Origin of the sequence: Amycolatopsis sp. cmx-8-4, from assembly GCF_046548675.1 — a bacterium.
In the GTDB taxonomy this organism is placed as follows: domain Bacteria; phylum Actinomycetota; class Actinomycetes; order Mycobacteriales; family Pseudonocardiaceae; genus Amycolatopsis.
Map to the genome: position 1 here is coordinate 210,456 of NZ_JAEBDZ010000016.1, position 16,266 is coordinate 226,721.

The 16,266-nt window shown below is 71.9% G+C and carries 16 protein-coding genes and 1 pseudogene; 8 read left to right on the plus strand and 9 right to left on the minus strand.

Annotation, left to right across the window (positions count from 1 at the left end):
* The first annotated feature begins 3 nt into the window (after window positions 1-3).
* From ACLJQZ_RS30790 to ACLJQZ_RS30800, 3 genes are read left to right on the plus strand one after another with little or no spacing between them, the layout of a single operon-like run.
* Entirely contained in the window at window positions 4-606 is a 603-nt protein-coding gene (locus ACLJQZ_RS30790) for a TetR/AcrR family transcriptional regulator (protein ID WP_410623335.1), read from the plus strand.
* Window positions 603-1,274: a VC0807 family protein gene (locus tag ACLJQZ_RS30795; protein ID WP_410623336.1), complete on the plus strand. Its 672-nt coding sequence runs from the start codon at window positions 603-605 to the stop codon at window positions 1,272-1,274. Before ACLJQZ_RS30790 ends, ACLJQZ_RS30795 begins: the two co-directional genes overlap by 4 nt.
* Window positions 1,267-2,610 carry an FAD-dependent monooxygenase gene (locus ACLJQZ_RS30800; protein WP_410623337.1) on the plus strand — a complete coding sequence of 448 codons (1,344 nt, stop codon included), beginning with the start codon at window positions 1,267-1,269 and terminating at the stop codon, window positions 2,608-2,610. Before ACLJQZ_RS30795 ends, ACLJQZ_RS30800 begins: the two co-directional genes overlap by 8 nt.
* Before the next feature lie 41 nt (window positions 2,611-2,651).
* On the opposite strand, the gene ACLJQZ_RS30805 is transcribed toward ACLJQZ_RS30800, so the two are convergent.
* Genes ACLJQZ_RS30805 through ACLJQZ_RS30815 form a run of 3 tightly spaced genes read right to left on the minus strand, consistent with a single transcriptional unit; the run spans window position 2,652 to window position 6,694 of the window.
* A complete protein-coding gene (locus ACLJQZ_RS30805) occupies window positions 2,652-4,967 on the minus strand; it encodes a [protein-PII] uridylyltransferase (RefSeq protein WP_410623338.1) in 2,316 nt (771 codons plus the stop codon).
* Between the two features lie 9 nt (window positions 4,968-4,976).
* Window positions 4,977-5,315, minus strand: a complete 339-nt coding sequence (locus ACLJQZ_RS30810; RefSeq protein ID WP_003103060.1) for a P-II family nitrogen regulator — start codon at window positions 5,313-5,315, stop codon at window positions 4,977-4,979.
* Window positions 5,312-6,694 carry an ammonium transporter gene (locus tag ACLJQZ_RS30815; protein WP_410623339.1) on the minus strand — a complete coding sequence of 461 codons (1,383 nt, stop codon included), beginning with the start codon at window positions 6,692-6,694 and terminating at the stop codon, window positions 5,312-5,314. The genes ACLJQZ_RS30810 and ACLJQZ_RS30815 overlap by 4 nt, the downstream gene beginning before the upstream one ends.
* A 172-nt stretch (window positions 6,695-6,866) precedes the next feature.
* Between ACLJQZ_RS30815 and ACLJQZ_RS30820 the strand changes: the two genes are divergently transcribed.
* Entirely contained in the window at window positions 6,867-7,718 is an 852-nt protein-coding gene (locus ACLJQZ_RS30820; RefSeq protein ID WP_410623340.1) for a putative RNA methyltransferase, read from the plus strand.
* 501 nt (window positions 7,719-8,219) lie between these two features.
* Entirely contained in the window at window positions 8,220-8,846 is a 627-nt protein-coding gene (locus ACLJQZ_RS30825) for a (2Fe-2S)-binding protein (RefSeq protein ID WP_410623341.1), read from the plus strand.
* A 7-nt stretch (window positions 8,847-8,853) separates the two neighbouring features.
* Here ACLJQZ_RS30825 and ACLJQZ_RS30830 read toward each other — a convergent pair whose 3' ends face one another.
* Both ACLJQZ_RS30830 and ACLJQZ_RS30835 read right to left on the minus strand, forming a co-directional pair.
* Window positions 8,854-9,711 carry a sigma-70 family RNA polymerase sigma factor gene (locus ACLJQZ_RS30830; protein ID WP_410623342.1) on the minus strand — a complete coding sequence of 286 codons (858 nt, stop codon included), beginning with the start codon at window positions 9,709-9,711 and terminating at the stop codon, window positions 8,854-8,856.
* A 148-nt stretch (window positions 9,712-9,859) separates the two neighbouring features.
* Complete coding sequence (locus ACLJQZ_RS30835; RefSeq protein ID WP_410623357.1) at window positions 9,860-10,789, minus strand: LysR substrate-binding domain-containing protein; 930 nt, start codon at window positions 10,787-10,789, stop codon at window positions 9,860-9,862.
* Window positions 10,790-10,859: 70 nt separating this feature from the next.
* On the opposite strand from ACLJQZ_RS30835, the gene ACLJQZ_RS30840 reads away from it, so the two are divergent.
* Window positions 10,860-11,720, plus strand: a complete 861-nt coding sequence (locus ACLJQZ_RS30840; RefSeq protein WP_410623343.1) for an SDR family NAD(P)-dependent oxidoreductase — start codon at window positions 10,860-10,862, stop codon at window positions 11,718-11,720.
* A 97-nt stretch (window positions 11,721-11,817) separates the two neighbouring features.
* On the opposite strand, the gene ACLJQZ_RS30845 is transcribed toward ACLJQZ_RS30840, so the two are convergent.
* From ACLJQZ_RS30845 to ACLJQZ_RS30855, 3 genes are read right to left on the minus strand one after another with little or no spacing between them, the layout of a single operon-like run.
* Complete coding sequence (locus ACLJQZ_RS30845; protein ID WP_410623344.1) at window positions 11,818-12,255, minus strand: VOC family protein; 438 nt, start codon at window positions 12,253-12,255, stop codon at window positions 11,818-11,820.
* Complete coding sequence (locus ACLJQZ_RS30850; RefSeq protein WP_410623345.1) at window positions 12,252-13,550, minus strand: serine hydrolase; 1,299 nt, start codon at window positions 13,548-13,550, stop codon at window positions 12,252-12,254. The genes ACLJQZ_RS30845 and ACLJQZ_RS30850 overlap by 4 nt, the downstream gene beginning before the upstream one ends.
* 24 nt (window positions 13,551-13,574) lie before the next feature.
* Window positions 13,575-14,105: a DUF3887 domain-containing protein gene (locus ACLJQZ_RS30855; protein ID WP_247062340.1), complete on the minus strand. Its 531-nt coding sequence runs from the start codon at window positions 14,103-14,105 to the stop codon at window positions 13,575-13,577.
* Window positions 14,106-14,383: 278 nt separating this feature from the next.
* Between ACLJQZ_RS30855 and ACLJQZ_RS30860 the strand changes: the two genes are divergently transcribed.
* Complete coding sequence (locus ACLJQZ_RS30860) at window positions 14,384-15,670, plus strand: O-acetylhomoserine aminocarboxypropyltransferase/cysteine synthase family protein (RefSeq protein WP_410623346.1); 1,287 nt, start codon at window positions 14,384-14,386, stop codon at window positions 15,668-15,670.
* Entirely contained in the window at window positions 15,667-16,143 is a 477-nt protein-coding gene (locus ACLJQZ_RS30865) for a CoA-binding protein (RefSeq protein WP_410623347.1), read from the plus strand. Before ACLJQZ_RS30860 ends, ACLJQZ_RS30865 begins: the two co-directional genes overlap by 4 nt.
* A 24-nt stretch (window positions 16,144-16,167) precedes the next feature.
* Here the strand turns inward: ACLJQZ_RS30865 and ACLJQZ_RS30870 are convergent.
* Window positions 16,168-16,266 (minus strand): annotated as a pseudogene (locus tag ACLJQZ_RS30870) (IS982 family transposase); the annotation flags it as partial.

A 16,266-nucleotide genomic window follows, 5' to 3' on the forward strand; every position in this document is an offset into this window, starting at 1 on the left:
CTCATGCGAGCAAGAACGTTCACCGAATCCGGCAGGCGGGCCCAGATCGTGCGGGCGGCGATCGAAGTGATCGCCGAGGAGGGCTTCGCCAAGGCTTCGTTCAGCCGGATCGCGAAGCACGCGGGCCTGTCGAGCACCGGCATGATCAGCTACCACTTCGCGGGCAAGGACGACCTGCTCGCGGTGTGCGTCGCCGAGATCGAACGGGTCACCGGGGCGTTCATGCAGCCGCGCATCGACGCCGCCGTCGGGCACGTCGCGCAGCTGCGCGCCTTCGTCGAAGCCAACGTCGCGCTCGTCGGGGAGCACCCCGACGCGATCCGGGCGCTGATCGACCTGGTGAAGAACGCCGGCTCGCAGAGTGACGCCGTCAACGGGCGGCTCGCGTTGTTCGAAGAGCACTTCCGCACCGGACAGGCGGCCGGCGCCTTCGGCCGCTTCGACCCGCGGACCGCGGCACTGGCGCTCACCAGCGGCCTCGACGCCGTCGTCGCCACCGCGGCCGCCGCCGTGCCCGAACCATCCGAGCTCGCGCGCATCGGCCGCGATCTCGCCGACCTCTACGTGCGGGCGACCGCACCCGAAACCACTGGGGAATCCGCATGATGATCGAGGAAAAGACCGCCAAGCCCGAGCCCGACGCCGGCCTGCGGCGGGTGATCCGCGCCAACGTGCTGACCGTCGTGTTCGAAGTGATCGTGCCGATGGCGCTGTTCTACGGCCTGCGCGCGGCGGGCGTCAGCCAGTGGTGGGCGCTGATGGCCGGCGTCCTGGTGGCCGCGCCGTACGTGCTGTGGACCATCGTGCGCAACCGCAAGGTCGACCTCGTCGCCCTGGTGACGCTGAGCGTCCTGGTGCTCTCGGTCGTGCTCGGCCTGCTGTCCGACGACCCGCGCACCCTCGCCATCCGGGAGGGCTGGACCGCCGCGCTGGGTGGCGTGTTCGGCGCGTGGATGCTGGTCACGGTGTTCATCGGCCGGCCGGCGCAGCTGACGCTGGGCCGCACGATCGCCGAGGTCAAGCGCGGCGCCGAGGGCGCGAACGCGTGGGCGGCCCGCTGGGACACCGACGCCCGGTTCCGGCGCGGCATGCGGATCAACACGGCCGCCTGGGGCGGCGTGCTGCTGGTCAGCGCGATCGCGCACGTCGTGCTCGTCTACACGCTGCCGATCGACCTGATCTCGCTGGTCACCAACGTGCAGTGGTTCGCCATGCTGGCCGTGCTGCTCGTCTGGCACGTCTGGTACCTCAAGAAGGAGAACCTCGATGCCTGACGTCCTCGTGGCGGGGGCCGGCCCGACCGGCCTGCTGGCCGCGTTCGAGCTGGAACGCGCCGGGCTCGACGTGCTGGTCCTGGACCGCGACGCCCGGCCCACCACGCAGTCGAAGGCGCTCGGCCTGCAGCCCCGGTCCGTCGAGGTGCTGGCGGACCGCGGCCTGCTCGCCGCGATCGAGCCGTACACCGAGGCCCGGCTGCCCGGCGGGCACTTCTCGGGCATCCACATCGACTACACCGACCTGCCGACGCCCTTCCCGTACCAGCTCGGCGTCGAGCAGGTGCACGTCGCGGCGGCGATCGAGGCGCGGCTGCGCACGCCGGTGCTGCGCGACGCGGCCGTCACCGCCGTGGCGCAGGACGACGACGGCGTCACGGTCACCGCGGGCGGGCGCGAGCACCGGGCCGGCTGGCTGGTGGCGGCCGACGGCGGCCACAGCACGGTCCGGACGCTGCTGGGGGCGGCGTTCCCCGGCCGTTCGGCGCGGATCTCGCTGGTCGTCGCCGACCTCACGCTCACCCGCAAGCCCGCCGGGTTCGCCGACGAATGGCGGCTGCCGACGAAGTCCGCGGGGTTCCTGCTGCCGCTGTCCGGCGGCCGCCACCGCGTGGTCGTCGTCGGCGAGGAGCAGCAGCGGCTCGGCCGCGAAGAGCCCGTCACGACCGGCGAGCTGCAGCGGGCGCTGACCGCCCTGCACGGGCCGGGGTTCGAGGTGGGCGAAGTGCTCTGGGCGTCCCGGTTCGGCGACGCGTCCCGGCAGCTGGAGCACTACCGCCACGGCCGTGCGCTGTTCGCGGGCGACGCCGCGCACATCCACCTGCCGGTGGGCGGCCAGGGGCTCAACCTGGGGCTGCAGGACGCGGTGAACCTCGGCTGGAAACTGGCCGCGCACGTGCGCGGCCACGCTCCGGCCGGCCTGCTCGACAGCTACCACGACGAGCGTCACCCGGTCGCCGCCCGCGTGCTGGTCAGCACCCGCGCGCAAGCGGTGCTCGGGGTGCCCGATCCCGACGCGGTGGCCATCCGGGAGATCGTCACGGGATTGATCGTCGTCCCGGAGGCCCACCGCGCGGTCGCGGCGGAGATTTCGGGCATCGGCGTGACGTACCCGGGGGTTTCCGGCCGCACGGTCGACGTCCAGTCCACATCGGATGGTCGCGCCGTGCTGATCGGCGCGGAACTGCCGCCGGGGTGGGCGGACCGCGTCGAGACCCGTTCCGGCGCCGAGCCGCGGCTCGTCCGGCCCGATGGTTACGTCGTCTGGAACGGCGGACCGGGCTTGGAAGACGCGCTGAGCACGTGGTTCGGCGAGCCCGCGGTCGCGCTGAAGTGACTTGCCCGAGCCGAGCGGTGGCTCGGCTCAGGCAAGGCCGCTCAGGACGCCGCGGCCAGCACCGCCTGCTCGACCTCGCGGCGCCAGCCCGGCTCGATGCGGCCGCTGCGGGGCGTCACCGCGAACGAGTCGACCACCGCGCCGCCCAGCGTCGCCACCTTGGCCCAGCGGACCTCCGCGTCGCAGCGGCGCAATGCCCCCGCCACGCGGAACAGCAGGCCGATCCGGTCGGCCGCCCGGAGTTCGAGGACCACCGTGTCCGGGCCGCTCGTCTCGTCGTCGAACCACAGCACCTTCGGCGCGACCGAAGCCGCGTCGGGTGAGCCGTAGTCGCGTTCCTTCGCCGCCAGCCGCTGCGTCAGCGGCAGGGTGCCGGCGACCGCGCGGGCGAACTGCTCGCGCAACAGCGTCACCTCCGGCAAGGAACCGAACTTCGGTGAGGCCGTGAACAACCCGGCGCGCCCGCCGTCGTGGCCGCGCAGGATCGCCGAGTGCACCTCCATCGAGTTCAGCGCCAGCACTCCCGCCGCCGGAGCCAGCAGCTCCGCGCGGGCCGGCACGGCCAGCAGCACCGTGACGACCTTGCCGTGTGTGCTGATCCGGACCTCGCCGTTGCCCGAGGCCACGGCCTGGGCGACGAGCTCGCGCTGTTCGGAGTCCATCGGCTCGGGTGCGGTGAACCCCTTGCCACGCAGCACTTCCTCGCACCCGGTGACCAGCTCGGCGTGCAGCCGGGCCTTCCAGTCCGTCCAGACGCCGGGGCCGGTGGCCAGCGAGTCGGCCTGGGTGAGCGCGTGCAGCAGTTCGACCAGGACGATGTCGCTGTCCAGGGTCTTCACCACCCGCGCCACCGTCGCCGGCTCACTGATGTCGCGCCGTGTCGCGGTGTGCGGCAGCAGCAGGTGGTGGCGGACCATCGCCGACACCGTCGCCGCGTCGCCCGCGTCCAGACCGAGCCGCGCCGCGACCTGAGCGGAGATCTTGGCGCCCAGCTCCGAGTGATCGGCGTCGCGGCCCTTGCCGATGTCGTGCAGCAACGCGCCGATCAGCAGCAGGTCCGGCCGCGGCACCGTGGTGGTCAGCTTGGCCGCCTCGACGCAGGTGCGCACGAGGTGCCGGTCGACCGTCCACTGGTGCACCGGCGAGCGCGGCGGCAGGTCGCGGACCGCGCCCCACTCGGGGAACAGCCGTGACCACAGCCCGGTGCGGTCGAGCGACTCGACCGCGTCGACCAGGCCCTCCCCCGCGCCCAGCAGCTCCACCAGGGCGTTCAACGCCTCGGCGGGCCACGGCGCGCGCAGCTCGGGGGCCGACTCGGCCAGGGCTTTCAGGGTGCCGAGCGCGATCGGCTTGCCGGTGCGCGCCGAGGCCGCGGCGACCCGCAGCAGCAGCGCGGGATCCTTCGCCGGGACGGCGTCGCGGGCCAGCGCGACCTCGTTCCCGTGCAGCACCACGCCTTCGGCGAGCGGCGTGCGGGACGGCCGCCGTCCGAACCGCGCCTTCGGGGGATCCACAGTGGACCGCAGGGCGACGTCGAGCGCGTACGCGATCGTGCGGCCGGCGCCGGACAGCTTGCGAGCCAGGGTGAAGCGGTCGCCGAAGCCGAGCTCGGAGGCGACCAGGTCGGCCTCCGGCGCGGACAGGACGTCCCGCTCGCGCCGGATCTCGCGCCGCAGCTCGGTCCGGACGTCGAGCAGGAGTCCCTTGGCTTCCAGGAGCTCCTCGCCCGGACGGGCGGTGAGCTGCGCCGCGGCCAGCGCTTCCAGCACGGCGAAGTCCCGCAGCCCACCACGCCCGTGCTTGAGATCGGGCTCGGCGGACTGCGCGATCTCGCCGCTGCGGGTCCAGCGCTGCCGCACCGACGCCGTCAGATCGGGGATCTGCTTGCGCGCGGTGCGGCGCCACTGGTCCCGTGCCGCCGTGACCAGGCGGCCGGACAGCTCGGCGTCCCCGGCGAGGTGCCGGGCGTCGAGCAGGCCCATCGCCGTCCGAAGGTCCTCCGAAGCGACCTTCAGTGCTTCGCCGGGCGTGCGGACCGAGTGGTCCAGCCCGACTTTCGCGTCCCACAAGGGATACCAGAGCGCGTCCGCGATCTCGCCGACCTTGCTGTTGCCGTTGTGCACCAGCAGCAGGTCGAGATCGGAGAACGGCACCAGCTCCCGGCGGCCGAGCCCGCCCACGGCGACCAGCGCGACCCGCGGTTCCGCGGTGTCGACGCCGGCCGCCGAGGCACCCCTGCTCAGCCAGAACTCATAGAGGTCGACCAGGGCCGCCCGCAAAGCGGACGCCCCCAGCCTCCCGTGCCTGCCCTCGAGCAACCGCTCGGTGGCCTGGACCAGTTCGCCCCCGTCGGCCATCCCGGACGCCTATAGCGCGTCCGTGCCGCGCTCGCCGGTCCGTACCCGGATGACGGTCTCGACCGGCGTCACCCACACCTTGCCGTCACCGATCTTGCCGGTGTGCGCGGCCGTGGTGATGGCGTCGAGCACCTTCTCCACGTTGGTGTCGTCGGTGACGACCTCGATCTTCAGCTTGGCCACGAAGTCCACCGAGTACTCGGCGCCGCGGTAGACCTCGGTGTGGCCCTTCTGGCGGCCGTACCCCTGGACCTCGCTGACCGTCATGCCCAGCACGCCCAGCTGCTCCAGCGCGGAGCGGACATCGTCCAGCGTGAACGGCTTCACAATCGCCGTGATGAGCTTCATGCCTTGCTCTCCTCGAGTTTCGCGGCCGACGTGGTCTTGACCGGAATGGTGGACGGAGCGCCACCGCCGGACAACCCGGTGAAGTCGTACGCGCTCTCCGCGTGCTGGGCCTCGTCGATGCCGCCGACCTCGTCCTCCACGCTGACGCGGAAGCCGCCCGCCTTCTTGATCGCGAACCCGATGATGAAGGTCAGCACGAAGGAGTACACCAGCACCGCACCCGCGGCCGCCGCCTGGCGCCCCAGCTGGGTGAAGCCACCGCCGTAGAACAGGCCGTCGGCGCCGAGCGAGTTCACGCTGGTGGTGCCGAAGAAGCCGATCAGCAGGGTGCCGACGATGCCGCCGACCAGGTGGACGCCCACGACGTCGAGCGAGTCGTCGAAGCCGAACCGGTACTTGAGCGAGACGGCCAGCGCGCAGACCGCACCGGCGATGAGGCCGATCGCGATGGCCCCGATCGGGCTCACGAAACCACACGCCGGGGTGACGGCGACCAGACCGGCGACCGCGCCGGACGCGGCGCCGAGGGTGGTCGGCTTGCCGAACTTGAGCTGCTCGACCAGCAGCCAGCCGAGCACGGCGGCGGCGGTGGCGACGGTGGTGTTGGTGAAGGCGACCGCGGCGAGGTCGTTGGCGGCCAGCGCCGAACCCGCGTTGAAGCCGTACCAGCCGAACCACAGCAAGCTCGCGCCGAGCAGGACGAACGGCACGTTGTGCGGCCGGCCGGTGTCCTTCGGCCAGCCCTTGCGCTTGCCGAGCACGATCGCCAGGGCCAGACCCGCGGCACCGGCGTTGATGTGGACCGCGGTACCACCTGCGAAGTCGAGTGCCTTGAGGTTGTTGGCGATCCAGCCGCCGACGGCGTCCGCGCCGATGAAGCCGTTGAACGAGAACACCCAGTGCGCGACCGGGAAGTACACGACCGTCACCCAGATGACGACGAACAGCGTCCAGCCCCAGAACTTCGCGCGATCCGCGATGGCGCCGGAGATCAGCGCCGGCGTGATGATCGCGAACATCAGCTGGAACATCACGAATGCGAGCACCGGCAGCGCGTCGGAGCCCGGCCACGCGACCTCCGGCGAGGTGCTCGTGGCGGCCGTCACGAAGCCGGCGAGCTTGCCGACGGTGTCGCCGAGCCCGGCGAGGTCGAAGTTACCGACGAAGCCGCCGAAGGCGTCGTTGGAGAACGACATCGAGAAGCCGTACAGGGCCCACAACACCCCCACCACGGCCAGCGCGATGAAGTTCATCATCAGCATGTTCAAGACGCTCTTCGCGCGGACCATGCCGCCGTAGAAGAAGGCCAATCCCGGTGTCATGAGCATGACCAGCGCGGCGCTGGCCAATACCCATGCGGTGTCTCCTGCGTTCAGCACATCGTCCTCCCGTGCCCTGGGTTATGCGAAGGGAGTTTTGGCGCGCGGTGTTTCACGGGGCGGCTCGTCAGGTTTCACCCGCGTGAACTGTCCACGCCACGTTGTTACGTCCAGGTTTCCCGGGACCTGTGCTGAAGTGTCCGGTTGCGAAACCTCGTGGTCGAATATCCCCATGACCCCAGCCGACGGCGGGAATGACCCACTGCCACCCCAGGTCGTGGAAGCGTTGCGATGTTCGGTGTGCGGCGACCCGATCGGGCTAGCCGAACGCACGCTGCGTTGCGGCAACCGCCACTCTTTCGATCTAGCGCGACAGGGTTACGTGAACTTGTTGCACGCGCGAATCCCGGCCGGAACGGCGGACACCGCACCGATGGTCACGGCCCGCGCGGACTTCCTCGCCTCGGGCGCGTACCGCGCGCTGGCCGACGAGCTGGCGAGGGTGTGCGCGGAGGCCGACGGCCTCGTGATCGACGCGGGCGCGGGCACGGGCTACTACCTGGCCCACGTGCTTGACGCGGCCCCGGCAGCGACCGGCCTGGCGTTGGACGTCTCGGCGGTCGCCCTCCGCCGCGCGGCGCGCGCCCACCCCCGCCTGGGCGCGGCGGTCTGGAACCTGTGGGAACCCTGGCCGGTGGGCGACGAGGTGGCGTCGGTCCTGCTGAACGTCTTCGCCCCGCGCAACGGCCCGGAGTTCCACCGGGTCCTGCGCCCGGGCGGCCTGCTGACGGTCGCGTCCCCGGCCCCGGACCACCTCCGCGAGCTGGGCGACCTGGTCCTGACGGTCGACGACCGCAAGGAGGAGCGCCTCGACGGCACGCTCGGCGAGTACTTCGCCCGCACGGCCCGCACGGCGGTGCGCAGCAAGGTGGAGCTGACCCCGGAACGCATCCGTCAGGCGGTGGAGATGGGGCCGGCAGGCCACCACCTCGACCGCGACGGCCGCCGGGAGCGTCTCGAGGCGGTGAGCGAGCCGCAGGAGGTCACGGTGTCGTTCTCGGTCTCCACGTACCGGCGCCTGTGAGGTGACCGGTGCGGTGCCCTCGGCGGACCGGCCGGACACCCATCGTCACGGCCACCCCCGGCGGCCGGTGCCGTCGTCGCGGCCGCTTGACTACCTCGCACTCGCAGGGTCACCGACGCGCCCGGTCCGACCTCCTCCACCGCGTCGTCGCCGATGCGCCCCTCGTCGGCGGCCCGACCTCCGCGCACCACGACTTGCCGGCGCGCTCAGCCCGGCGCGCTCAGCCCGGCGCAGGCGAGGCCACCCCGATCGAAGTGGCCCATCTCCGCTCGGTGACGCCCCAGTTGCCCCCGCCGAGGGGAACTCGTCTTCCGCCCGCCCGCCGCGTCTTCCCGGCCGCCCGCGCCGTGTAGCCCGCCTCGCCCGCACCACGTCTTCCGCCTGCCTGCGCTGCGTCTCCCGCCTGCCTGCACCGCGCAGTCCACCCGCCCCGCACCGCGTCTTCCACCCGCCCGCACCGCGCGTACTCCGCGCGCGTGGCGCGTCTGGAAGGGTGGAGGCGTGAAGCCCGACTGGACCGCCCCCGCGACCCTGCTCGCGGATCCGGAGTGGGTGCGGGCCCGCATCGGCGGCGCGGCGAAGCTCTACGGCTGCGCGCGGCCGGAGGTCCTCGGCACGATCTGGTGGTACTCCCTCTCCTCGATCCTCGTGGCGCCCGCGCTCGAAGGCCTGGTCGCGGGGACTCTCGTCGATCCGTCGCTGGCGGCCACGGAGCTGGACCTCGTCGCCGACGGCCGGTTCCTCGGCGCCCGGTCCACCCGTCCGCTGGCCGGTGGGCTGCCCGAACTCGGCGCGGCGTTCGCCAAGACGCTCGGCACCGCGATCGCGACGATCGCCGCCGTCACCGGGGCTCGCGAACGCGCGCTGGGCGCGATCGCCACCGACTCGATCGGCAACCGGCTGCTGTGGACGCCGGATCCGGAGCAGGCGATGGCCTTGGCCGAGCCGCTGGTGGCGGCGATCGACCTCGACCTGCCGAAGCCGCGCTTCGTCCGTGTCGGCCGCACACCCGCCGTCCGGCGCGCGTCGTGCTGCCTGATCTACGAAGCCGGCAACCCGAAGTGCGTGAGTTGCCCGCGCCAGACACCGTCAGAGCGCGAAGCACGCCTTCGCGCCGCCCTGGGCTGATTGGGCCTCAGTCCAGCACGCCGACCTCCAGCCCACGCAGCCGCTCCGGGTCCGCGATGACGTCGATGCCGGTGATCCGGTCGTCGTCGGTCGTGAACGACAGGACGACCGACAGCCGCCCGTCGCGCACCATGAGCAGACCGGGAACGCCGTCGACGAGGGCCAGTTCGCTGGCGCGGGCGCGCGCGGAGGCCAGCAGGGCGCCGTCGCGGACGGCGGCGACTCCGCGCAGCACGACGGGCGCCGGACTCGGTCCGACGAAGCGGTCGGCGTGCAGGACGACGTCCGGGTCGAGCAGCGACAGCAATGCCTCGAAGTCGCCGCCACGCGCGGCGGCCAAGAACGCCTCGACGACCTTACGGCGGCGAGGCACGTCCGCGTCCGCCGCGGCACCGCCCTTGACCCGTCGACGGGCGCGGCTCGCGAGCTGCCGTGTCGCGGCCGGGGTCTTGTCGATCATCGGGGCGATGTCGTCGAACGGCACGGCGAACATGTCGTGCAGCACGAAAGCGACCCGTTCGGCCGGCCCGAGCGAGTCGAGCACCACCAGCAACGCCAACCCGACCGAATCGGCCAGTTCGGCTTCCTGCTGGGGATCGCGGACGTCCACGTCCGGCTCGGGTTGCAGTTCCAGAGGCTCCTCGCGGTGGTTGCGCCGGGTGCGAAGCATGGAGAGGCACACCCGTGCGACGACGGTGGTCAGCCACGCGCCGAGGTTCTCGACGTCACCGGTGTCGGTGCGGTCGAACCGCAGCCAAGCTTCCTGGACGGCGTCGTCGGCCTCACTCCCCGAGCCGAGCATCCGGTAGGCGACCGCCCGTAGCCGGGGCCGCTCGTGTTCGAACCGCTCGGTCAGTGCATCCACCGTGTCCCGTTCCTTCCGCGCCGGAGTCGTAGCAGTAGACCCCGCGGCGACGACCGATGTGACACGAACGCCGCGGCGCCCAGCGTGATCTCGGTCATCGGCACTTCGGCCATACACCTCGGTCATCTGCACCTCAGCTATCGGCACCTCAGTCTTCGGCGCGGCCCGGCACGCCGGTGGCCACCCGGCGCAGAGCTTCCGCCAGCAACGCGGCCGGTTCGGAGAGCGGCCCCGGCAGCCGGGCCAGCACCACGCGCCGCCGTTCCGACGGCCCGCCCCGCACCGTCACCACCCGCACCCCCGGCGGCACGGCCTCGACGAGCGAAGCCGGCAACGTCGTCAGGCCGCAGCCGGCGGCGACCAGGTTGAGCTTGGCGAGCCAGTCACGCGCGGTGTGCGCGATCTCGGGACGCTCGTCGAGCCCGGGCCACACGCCCATCAGCGTGTCCTCGCCCGCCGACGGGCCCGCGATCCACCGCTGCCCACGAAGGTCGGCGACGTCGACCGCGTCCGCGCCGGCCAGCGGGTGCCCCGCGGGCACGGCGAGGCGGAGAGTGCGCTCGGCGAGGGTTTTGAGCCGCAGCGCCGGAGTTTCGGAGTCCGGTGGCCGGAACGGTGGCACCGAACCCAGCACGGCCAGGTCCACCGTGCCCGCGCGCAACGCCCGCACCAGAACCGGCGTCGTGCCCTCCCTGGTGGTGACGCGCACCGCGGGGTGGGTGCGCCGCAGTTCCGCGACGGCCTGCGGGACCAAGACGGCACCCGCGCTGGGGAACCAGCCGAGCCGCACGCTCCCGCCGTCGGCGGGCAGCCCGGCCAGCTCACGCCCGGCGGCGTCGATCTGGTCCAGCACCGCGATCGCCCGGCGCAGCACGACGTTCCCGGCCGCGGTCAGGCGGACCCCGCCGGGACGCCGGTCCAGCACCGGTGTCCCGGCCACGCGCTCGAGCGAAGCGATCTGCCGTGACACCGCGGACTGCGTGTAGCCCAGAGCCGCCGCGGCGGCGGTGAGCGTGCCGCGTTCGGCGACCTCGCGGAACACGCGGAGGGCCACCAGGGAGACGTCGCCGAAGTCCATGACGTTCACGCATACCACGGTTGCCGATCTCTCGCTGGGCGCATGGTCCGGACGGACCTAGCGTGGCGGCATGACACGTACCGCTGTGGTGACCGGAGCCAACCAAGGCCTCGGCTTCGCACTGACCCAAGGACTCGCCACTCGCCTCGGCCCGGACGACCTCGTTCTGCTCACCGGCCGCGACACCGAGCGCGTGGCGGCCGCCGCCGAGCGCGTCGCCGCGAACCCCGCGACGCGCAGCCGGGTGGAAGGCCGCGTCCTCGACGTCTCGGACGCCGACGCCGTCGCCCGCTTCGCCACAGACCTCGGCGCGGTGGACATCGTGCTGTCCAACGCCGTCGGCCCGCTCGATCCCGGACGGCCCCAGGCCGAGCAGGCCGACGTCTTCCTGGACGTCGCGAACGCCGGCACCCACGCGGTGCTGCGCTCGTTCGGCCCGATCCTGCGCCCGGGCGGCAGGCTGCTCGTCGTCGCCAGCTCGCTGGGCACGCTCGGCCACCTGCCCGAAGCCTTGCGGCCCCGGTTCGACGGGGTGTCGCTCGACGACGTCGAGCAGGCCGTCGAGGACTGGCGCGCCGCGATCCACGACGGCCGAGCGCACGAGCTGGGCTGGCCGGAGTGGATCAACGTGCCCTCGAAGGTCGCCCAGGTCGCCGCCGTACGCGCGGTGGCCGCGGAGCGCCGGGAGCGAGACCTCGCGGACGGCACCCTGGTCGCGGCGGTCTGCCCCGGCCTGGTCGACACGCGGGCGTCGCGCCCGTGGTTCGCCGACTTCAGCCAGGCCCAGACGCCCGACCAGGCCGCACGTGCGGTGCTCGATCTGGCGCTCGACGACCTCGACCCGTCGACGTACGGCGAGCTGGTCCGCTTCGGCACCGTGCTGCCGTGGCACAGCGGCAACCCGACGCGACACGAGGAGCTGATCGGCTAGCCGCGTCCCGGCAGGCCCGCGCGCGGGCGCCGGCCCGGGTCCCGCGCGACGACCGGTGATGACGACCACCGGCCACGCCCGGTTCGGCGGCACCGGCTCAGAGCACGCAGAACTCGTTGCCTTCGGGATCCGCCATCACGACGTGGTCCGGGCGGCCGCCCGCCTCGTGCTCCTGCTGCACCGTCGCGCCCGCCGCGATGAGCCGGGCGATCGCCTCCGCGACCCGCTCCCACCGCGTCTCCCAAGGCACCTCGCGTCCGCCTCCCGCCTGGATGTCCAGGTGCAGCCGGTTCTTCCCGACCTTGTCTTCGGGAACCTTGAGGAAGCTCAGGCTCGGCAGGACACCTTCCGGGTCGGCCAGGTACGCGCCGTCGTCCCATTCGTCCTCGGGTACTCCGAACTCGGTGAACCAGGCTTCCCAGCTCGCGAACCCGGCCGGTGGTGGCCGCTCGATGTAGCCGAGGGCCACCGCCCAGAACCTCGCCAGCGCACGGGGCGCCGCGCAATCGATCGTCAGACTCCAGCGCACCGTCACCGGCGCAGCGTAGCCGCCAACAGCGCCACCGCCCCCCTCGCGACCGCGATTCCTCGTGCCGTGACGTGGTTTTCGTCCAGAGGCGCCACCGGGTCCGACACCATGACGCTGGTGACCAGTGACCGGCCGTCGGCCGTCCGGGTCAGGTAGTTCAAGGTCAGCACGCCGGGTTCGCTGCCGCCCTTGAACCAGACCTCCGGGAACTTCGCCTTGTCGAGGCCGAGCCCGCCGTCGTTGAGCGACAGCGCGTGCCCGATCTCCGGCTGGTTCTCCTTCTGCAGCCCGGAAAACACCCGGCAGATGTCGTCCGGGGAGCCGAACCACTCGAGCTGGTCGATCTTCTCCGGCCCGGGCCAGGAGGTGAGTCCGGTGAGCGGGAGCCGTTCGAGTCCCGCGACCGCTGCGGGACGTGCCCAGCGTGGCAACGCCAGGTAGGCGTCGGCGCGGGCCGGGTACTGCGTCGCCTTGAGCTCGAACAGCGCCTTGGTCGTCAGGAACGGGACGTTCGCCGACGGCCGCTGGTTGCCGAACGCGGTGACCTGCCGTTGCACGGCGTCGCGGCCGAGCCGGTGGATCAGGTGGTCGGCGGCGGTGTTGTCGCTGATCGAGATCATCTTGTCGGCGTATTCCGACAGCGGGAGCCGGGTGCCGGCCGGCTGGTTCTGCAGCACGCCCGATGGCAGGCTCTTCCAGTCGTCGCGGATGGCGAGCTGTTCGGTCCAGGACGCCTTGTGCTCCGCGACCGCGGTGCCGAGCGCGCCGAGGACGTAGAGCTTGAACGCCGACCCCAGAGGCCGTTGCACGTTGTCCTGCACGCCGTGTACGTCACGGCAGCGCCCGTCCGGCAGGATCTCCGACGCGCCGAACGAGACGCGGCCGCCGAGCGCCGCGAGCTGGGCGTCCACCTCCGGCCACGACGACGGCACCGGGTCGTCCGCGGTCGCCCGCAGCCCGTCGATCAGCCCGGCCTGGTCGACGTGGAGATCCAGCAGGTAGTCGTCCGCCGGGCCGTGGACCACCGCCTCGACGCGGTCGGGCGCCTCGGTGACGACCCGCTCCACCGCGAGCCGGCCGAGCCCGGTCAGCGCGGCGTTGATGCCCGCCGTGCCACCCGCCACGGTCACCAGGACCTGCGCGATGTGCTGCTGCAGCTCGGCATCGGACACCGGGACGCGCCCGGTGGCGTCGACGACCCATTCAAGTTGGTCCCCCGCCGTGGGTACCTCGGCGGTGTGGGCGGCCGGGGCCACCAGCGGTGCGAGGACCGCGATCACGCCCGCGATTGCTGTTTTCATCGTTCCCCCTGTTCACAACTGCGCTCACAACTGTTCGGCCGACCGGATCCACAGCCCGGCCACCTGACCGTCCTCGCGGTAGGTCACCTGCACGGTCCGCTCACCGGCCTCGAAGGCCACCGGCAGGTGGACGATCGTGTAGTCCCCCGCCGACCGTGCGTACGCCTCTCCCATCCGTTCGTAGCGTCCGACCGATCCGGCCAGCTGCGTCCAGGCGAGTTGCAGCTCTTCTTCGCCGACCGACGCGAGCATGCGGTCGTCGAAGTCTCGGCGTACCTCGTGCCACCGGCACCCGACGAGCTCGAACACGAGCTCCTCGGCGAGGTGAATCGCGTCGGGCCGCTTCAGTTCCGTCATCGACGCGCCCGTCGCCGGATCGACCGGCCGGCCGAACCGCTGGAACGCGGCCTGCCGGCTGGTGCCCAGCAGATCACCGATCTCCTGCCAGGTGTGCCCGGCCGCCCTGGCCGCGTCCACGGTGTCCCGCAGTGCGGCTTCCGCGTCGCGGACCTTCCGCAACGCCGCACCGACCGCGGCCAAAGGTTCGTCCGGCACGGTGTCAAGAGTGGATTGACGACCGGAAGTTGTCAAGTCGTTCTTTACGTGCGTTCGCTGCCTGCGGGCAGCGCTCCGGCACGTGGCGTCGCAGTACTGGCGATTCCGCCCAGCTCCGCGACGAGGTGGCAGCGGCTTGCCACACACGGCGCATTTCATACGTTCGAGTGTAGCGCACGGAATATCAAACCGTGCTAACGTCGGCAGCACGAAATGACCGCGCCCACCACCTGGGAGGCGTGGCCGACCGAAGGGGAGGACGGTTACGGTGAGGACCGATGAGTGAACGCACCTGGGGCTTCCGGACCCGCGCATTGCACGCGGGTGGAACGCCCGACCCGGCGACCGGTGCGCGTGCCGTGCCGATCTACCAGACCACGAGCTTCGTCTTCGAGGACGCGGCCGACGCGGCGAACCTGTTCGCGCTGCAGAAGTACGGCAACATCTACAGCCGGATCGGGAACCCGACCGTGGCGGCGTTCGAGGAGCGGATCGCCAGCCTCGAGGGCGCGATCGGCGGTGTCGCCACCGGCAGCGGGCAGGCCGCGGAGTTCCTCACCTTCAGCGCGCTCGCCGAGGCCGGCGACCACATCGTGTCGGCGAGCGGTCTCTACGGCGGCACGGTCACCCAGCTCACCGGCACGCTCCGGCGATTCGGCGTGGAGACGACGTTCGTCAGCGGCGGCATCGACGACTACGCCGCGGCGATCACCGACCGGACCCGGCTGCTCTACACCGAGGTGATCGGCAACCCGGGTGGTGGTATCGCGGACCTAACCGCGCTGGCGGACCTGGCGCACGCCCACGACATCCCGCTGGTGGTCGACGCGACGCTGGCGACGCCGTACCTCTGCCGACCGATGGAGCACGGCGCGGACATCGTGCTGCACTCGGCGACGAAATTCCTCGGCGGCCACGGGACGACACTCGGCGGGATCATCGTCGAGTCGGGGAAGTTCGACTGGGGCAACGGGAAGTTCCCCCGGATGACCGAGACCGTCGAGAGCTACGGCGGCCTCAGGTACTGGGAGAACTTCGGCGAGTACGCGTTCTGCACGCGGCTTCGCGCGGAGCAGTTGCGGGACATCGGCGCGGTCCTCTCACCACACTCGGCTTTCCTGCTGCTGCAAGGTGTCGAGACCTTGCCCCAGCGGATGGACGCGCACGTCGCCAACGCCCGTGCCGTCGCCGAACACCTCGACGCGGACCCACGCGTGGCCTGGGTGTCCTACGCGGGCCTGCCCGCGCACCCGCACCACGACCTGGCGAAGAAGTACCTGCCCGCCGGGCCCGGGGCGGTGTTCTCCTTCGGCATCGACGGCGGGCGCGCGGCGGGCGAGAGGTTCGTCGAGTCGGTGGAGCTGTTGTCGCACCTGGCGAACGTCGGCGACGCCCGCACGCTCGTGATCCACCCGGCGTCGACGACCCACGCGCAGCTGTCCGAGGAGCAGCTCACGGCCGCGGGCGTGGGCCCCGACCTGATCCGGCTGTCGGTCGGGCTGGAAGACGTCGAGGACATCCTCTGGGACGTCGACCAGGCCCTGGGCAAGGCGGTGGCCGGATGACGTACGCCGTGGGCGCTGTCGAGCGGCGCGCGATCCTGAACCGGACGAAGTCGGTGACGCTGGTAGGAGCGTCCGCGAACCCGTCTCGGCCGAGCTACTTCGTCGCGACCTACCTGCTCTCGTCGACGCGGTACGAGGTCAACTTCGTCAACCCGCGCCTGGACACCTTGTTCGGGAAGCCGGTGTACGCCTCGCTCAAGGACGTGCCGGGCGAACCGGACCTCGTCAGTGTGTTCCGGAAACACGACGACCTGCCTCAGGTGGCCGAGGACGTGATCGACGCCGGCGCGCGGACATTGTGGCTGCAACTCGGGTTGTGGCACGAACCGGTAGCCGATCTGGCTCGGGAGGCGGGGCTGGACGTCGTGATGAACCGGTGCGTGAAGATCGAGCACGCGCGGTTCGCCGGGGGCCTGCACCTGGCCGGGTTCAACACCGGCGTGATCAGCTCGCGGAGGCAGTCGGCACCCTAGATGATTGATTCCGTGAAGTTGGTGTTAGTGATCGTAGGCGATCAGTGACCTTTTGCTGGTCAGACCGGTCTGCCAGTTGTGCCAGATGCCGGCTGCCATCGCCAGCAGACGCTGCGCGACACG

What these genes read in the sequence shown, in the direction of transcription:
- ACLJQZ_RS30790 (WP_410623335.1), top strand. Translation starts at nt 4, where the DNA reads ATGCGAGCAAGAACGTTCACCGAATCCGGCAGGCGGGCCCAGATCGTG.
- ACLJQZ_RS30795 (WP_410623336.1), top strand. Translation starts at nt 603, where the DNA reads ATGATGATCGAGGAAAAGACCGCCAAGCCCGAGCCCGACGCCGGCCTG.
- ACLJQZ_RS30800 (WP_410623337.1), top strand. Translation starts at nt 1,267, where the DNA reads ATGCCTGACGTCCTCGTGGCGGGGGCCGGCCCGACCGGCCTGCTGGCC.
- ACLJQZ_RS30805 (WP_410623338.1), bottom strand. Translation starts at nt 4,967, where the DNA reads ATGGCCGACGGGGGCGAACTGGTCCAGGCCACCGAGCGGTTGCTCGAG.
- ACLJQZ_RS30810 (WP_003103060.1), bottom strand. Translation starts at nt 5,315, where the DNA reads ATGAAGCTCATCACGGCGATTGTGAAGCCGTTCACGCTGGACGATGTC.
- ACLJQZ_RS30820 (WP_410623340.1), top strand. Translation starts at nt 6,867, where the DNA reads ATGACCCCAGCCGACGGCGGGAATGACCCACTGCCACCCCAGGTCGTG.
- ACLJQZ_RS30835 (WP_410623357.1), bottom strand. Translation starts at nt 10,789, where the DNA reads ATGGACTTCGGCGACGTCTCCCTGGTGGCCCTCCGCGTGTTCCGCGAG.
- ACLJQZ_RS30840 (WP_410623343.1), top strand. Translation starts at nt 10,860, where the DNA reads ATGACACGTACCGCTGTGGTGACCGGAGCCAACCAAGGCCTCGGCTTC.
- ACLJQZ_RS30850 (WP_410623345.1), bottom strand. Translation starts at nt 13,550, where the DNA reads ATGAAAACAGCAATCGCGGGCGTGATCGCGGTCCTCGCACCGCTGGTG.
- ACLJQZ_RS30860 (WP_410623346.1), top strand. Translation starts at nt 14,384, where the DNA reads ATGAGTGAACGCACCTGGGGCTTCCGGACCCGCGCATTGCACGCGGGT.
- ACLJQZ_RS30865 (WP_410623347.1), top strand. Translation starts at nt 15,667, where the DNA reads ATGACGTACGCCGTGGGCGCTGTCGAGCGGCGCGCGATCCTGAACCGG.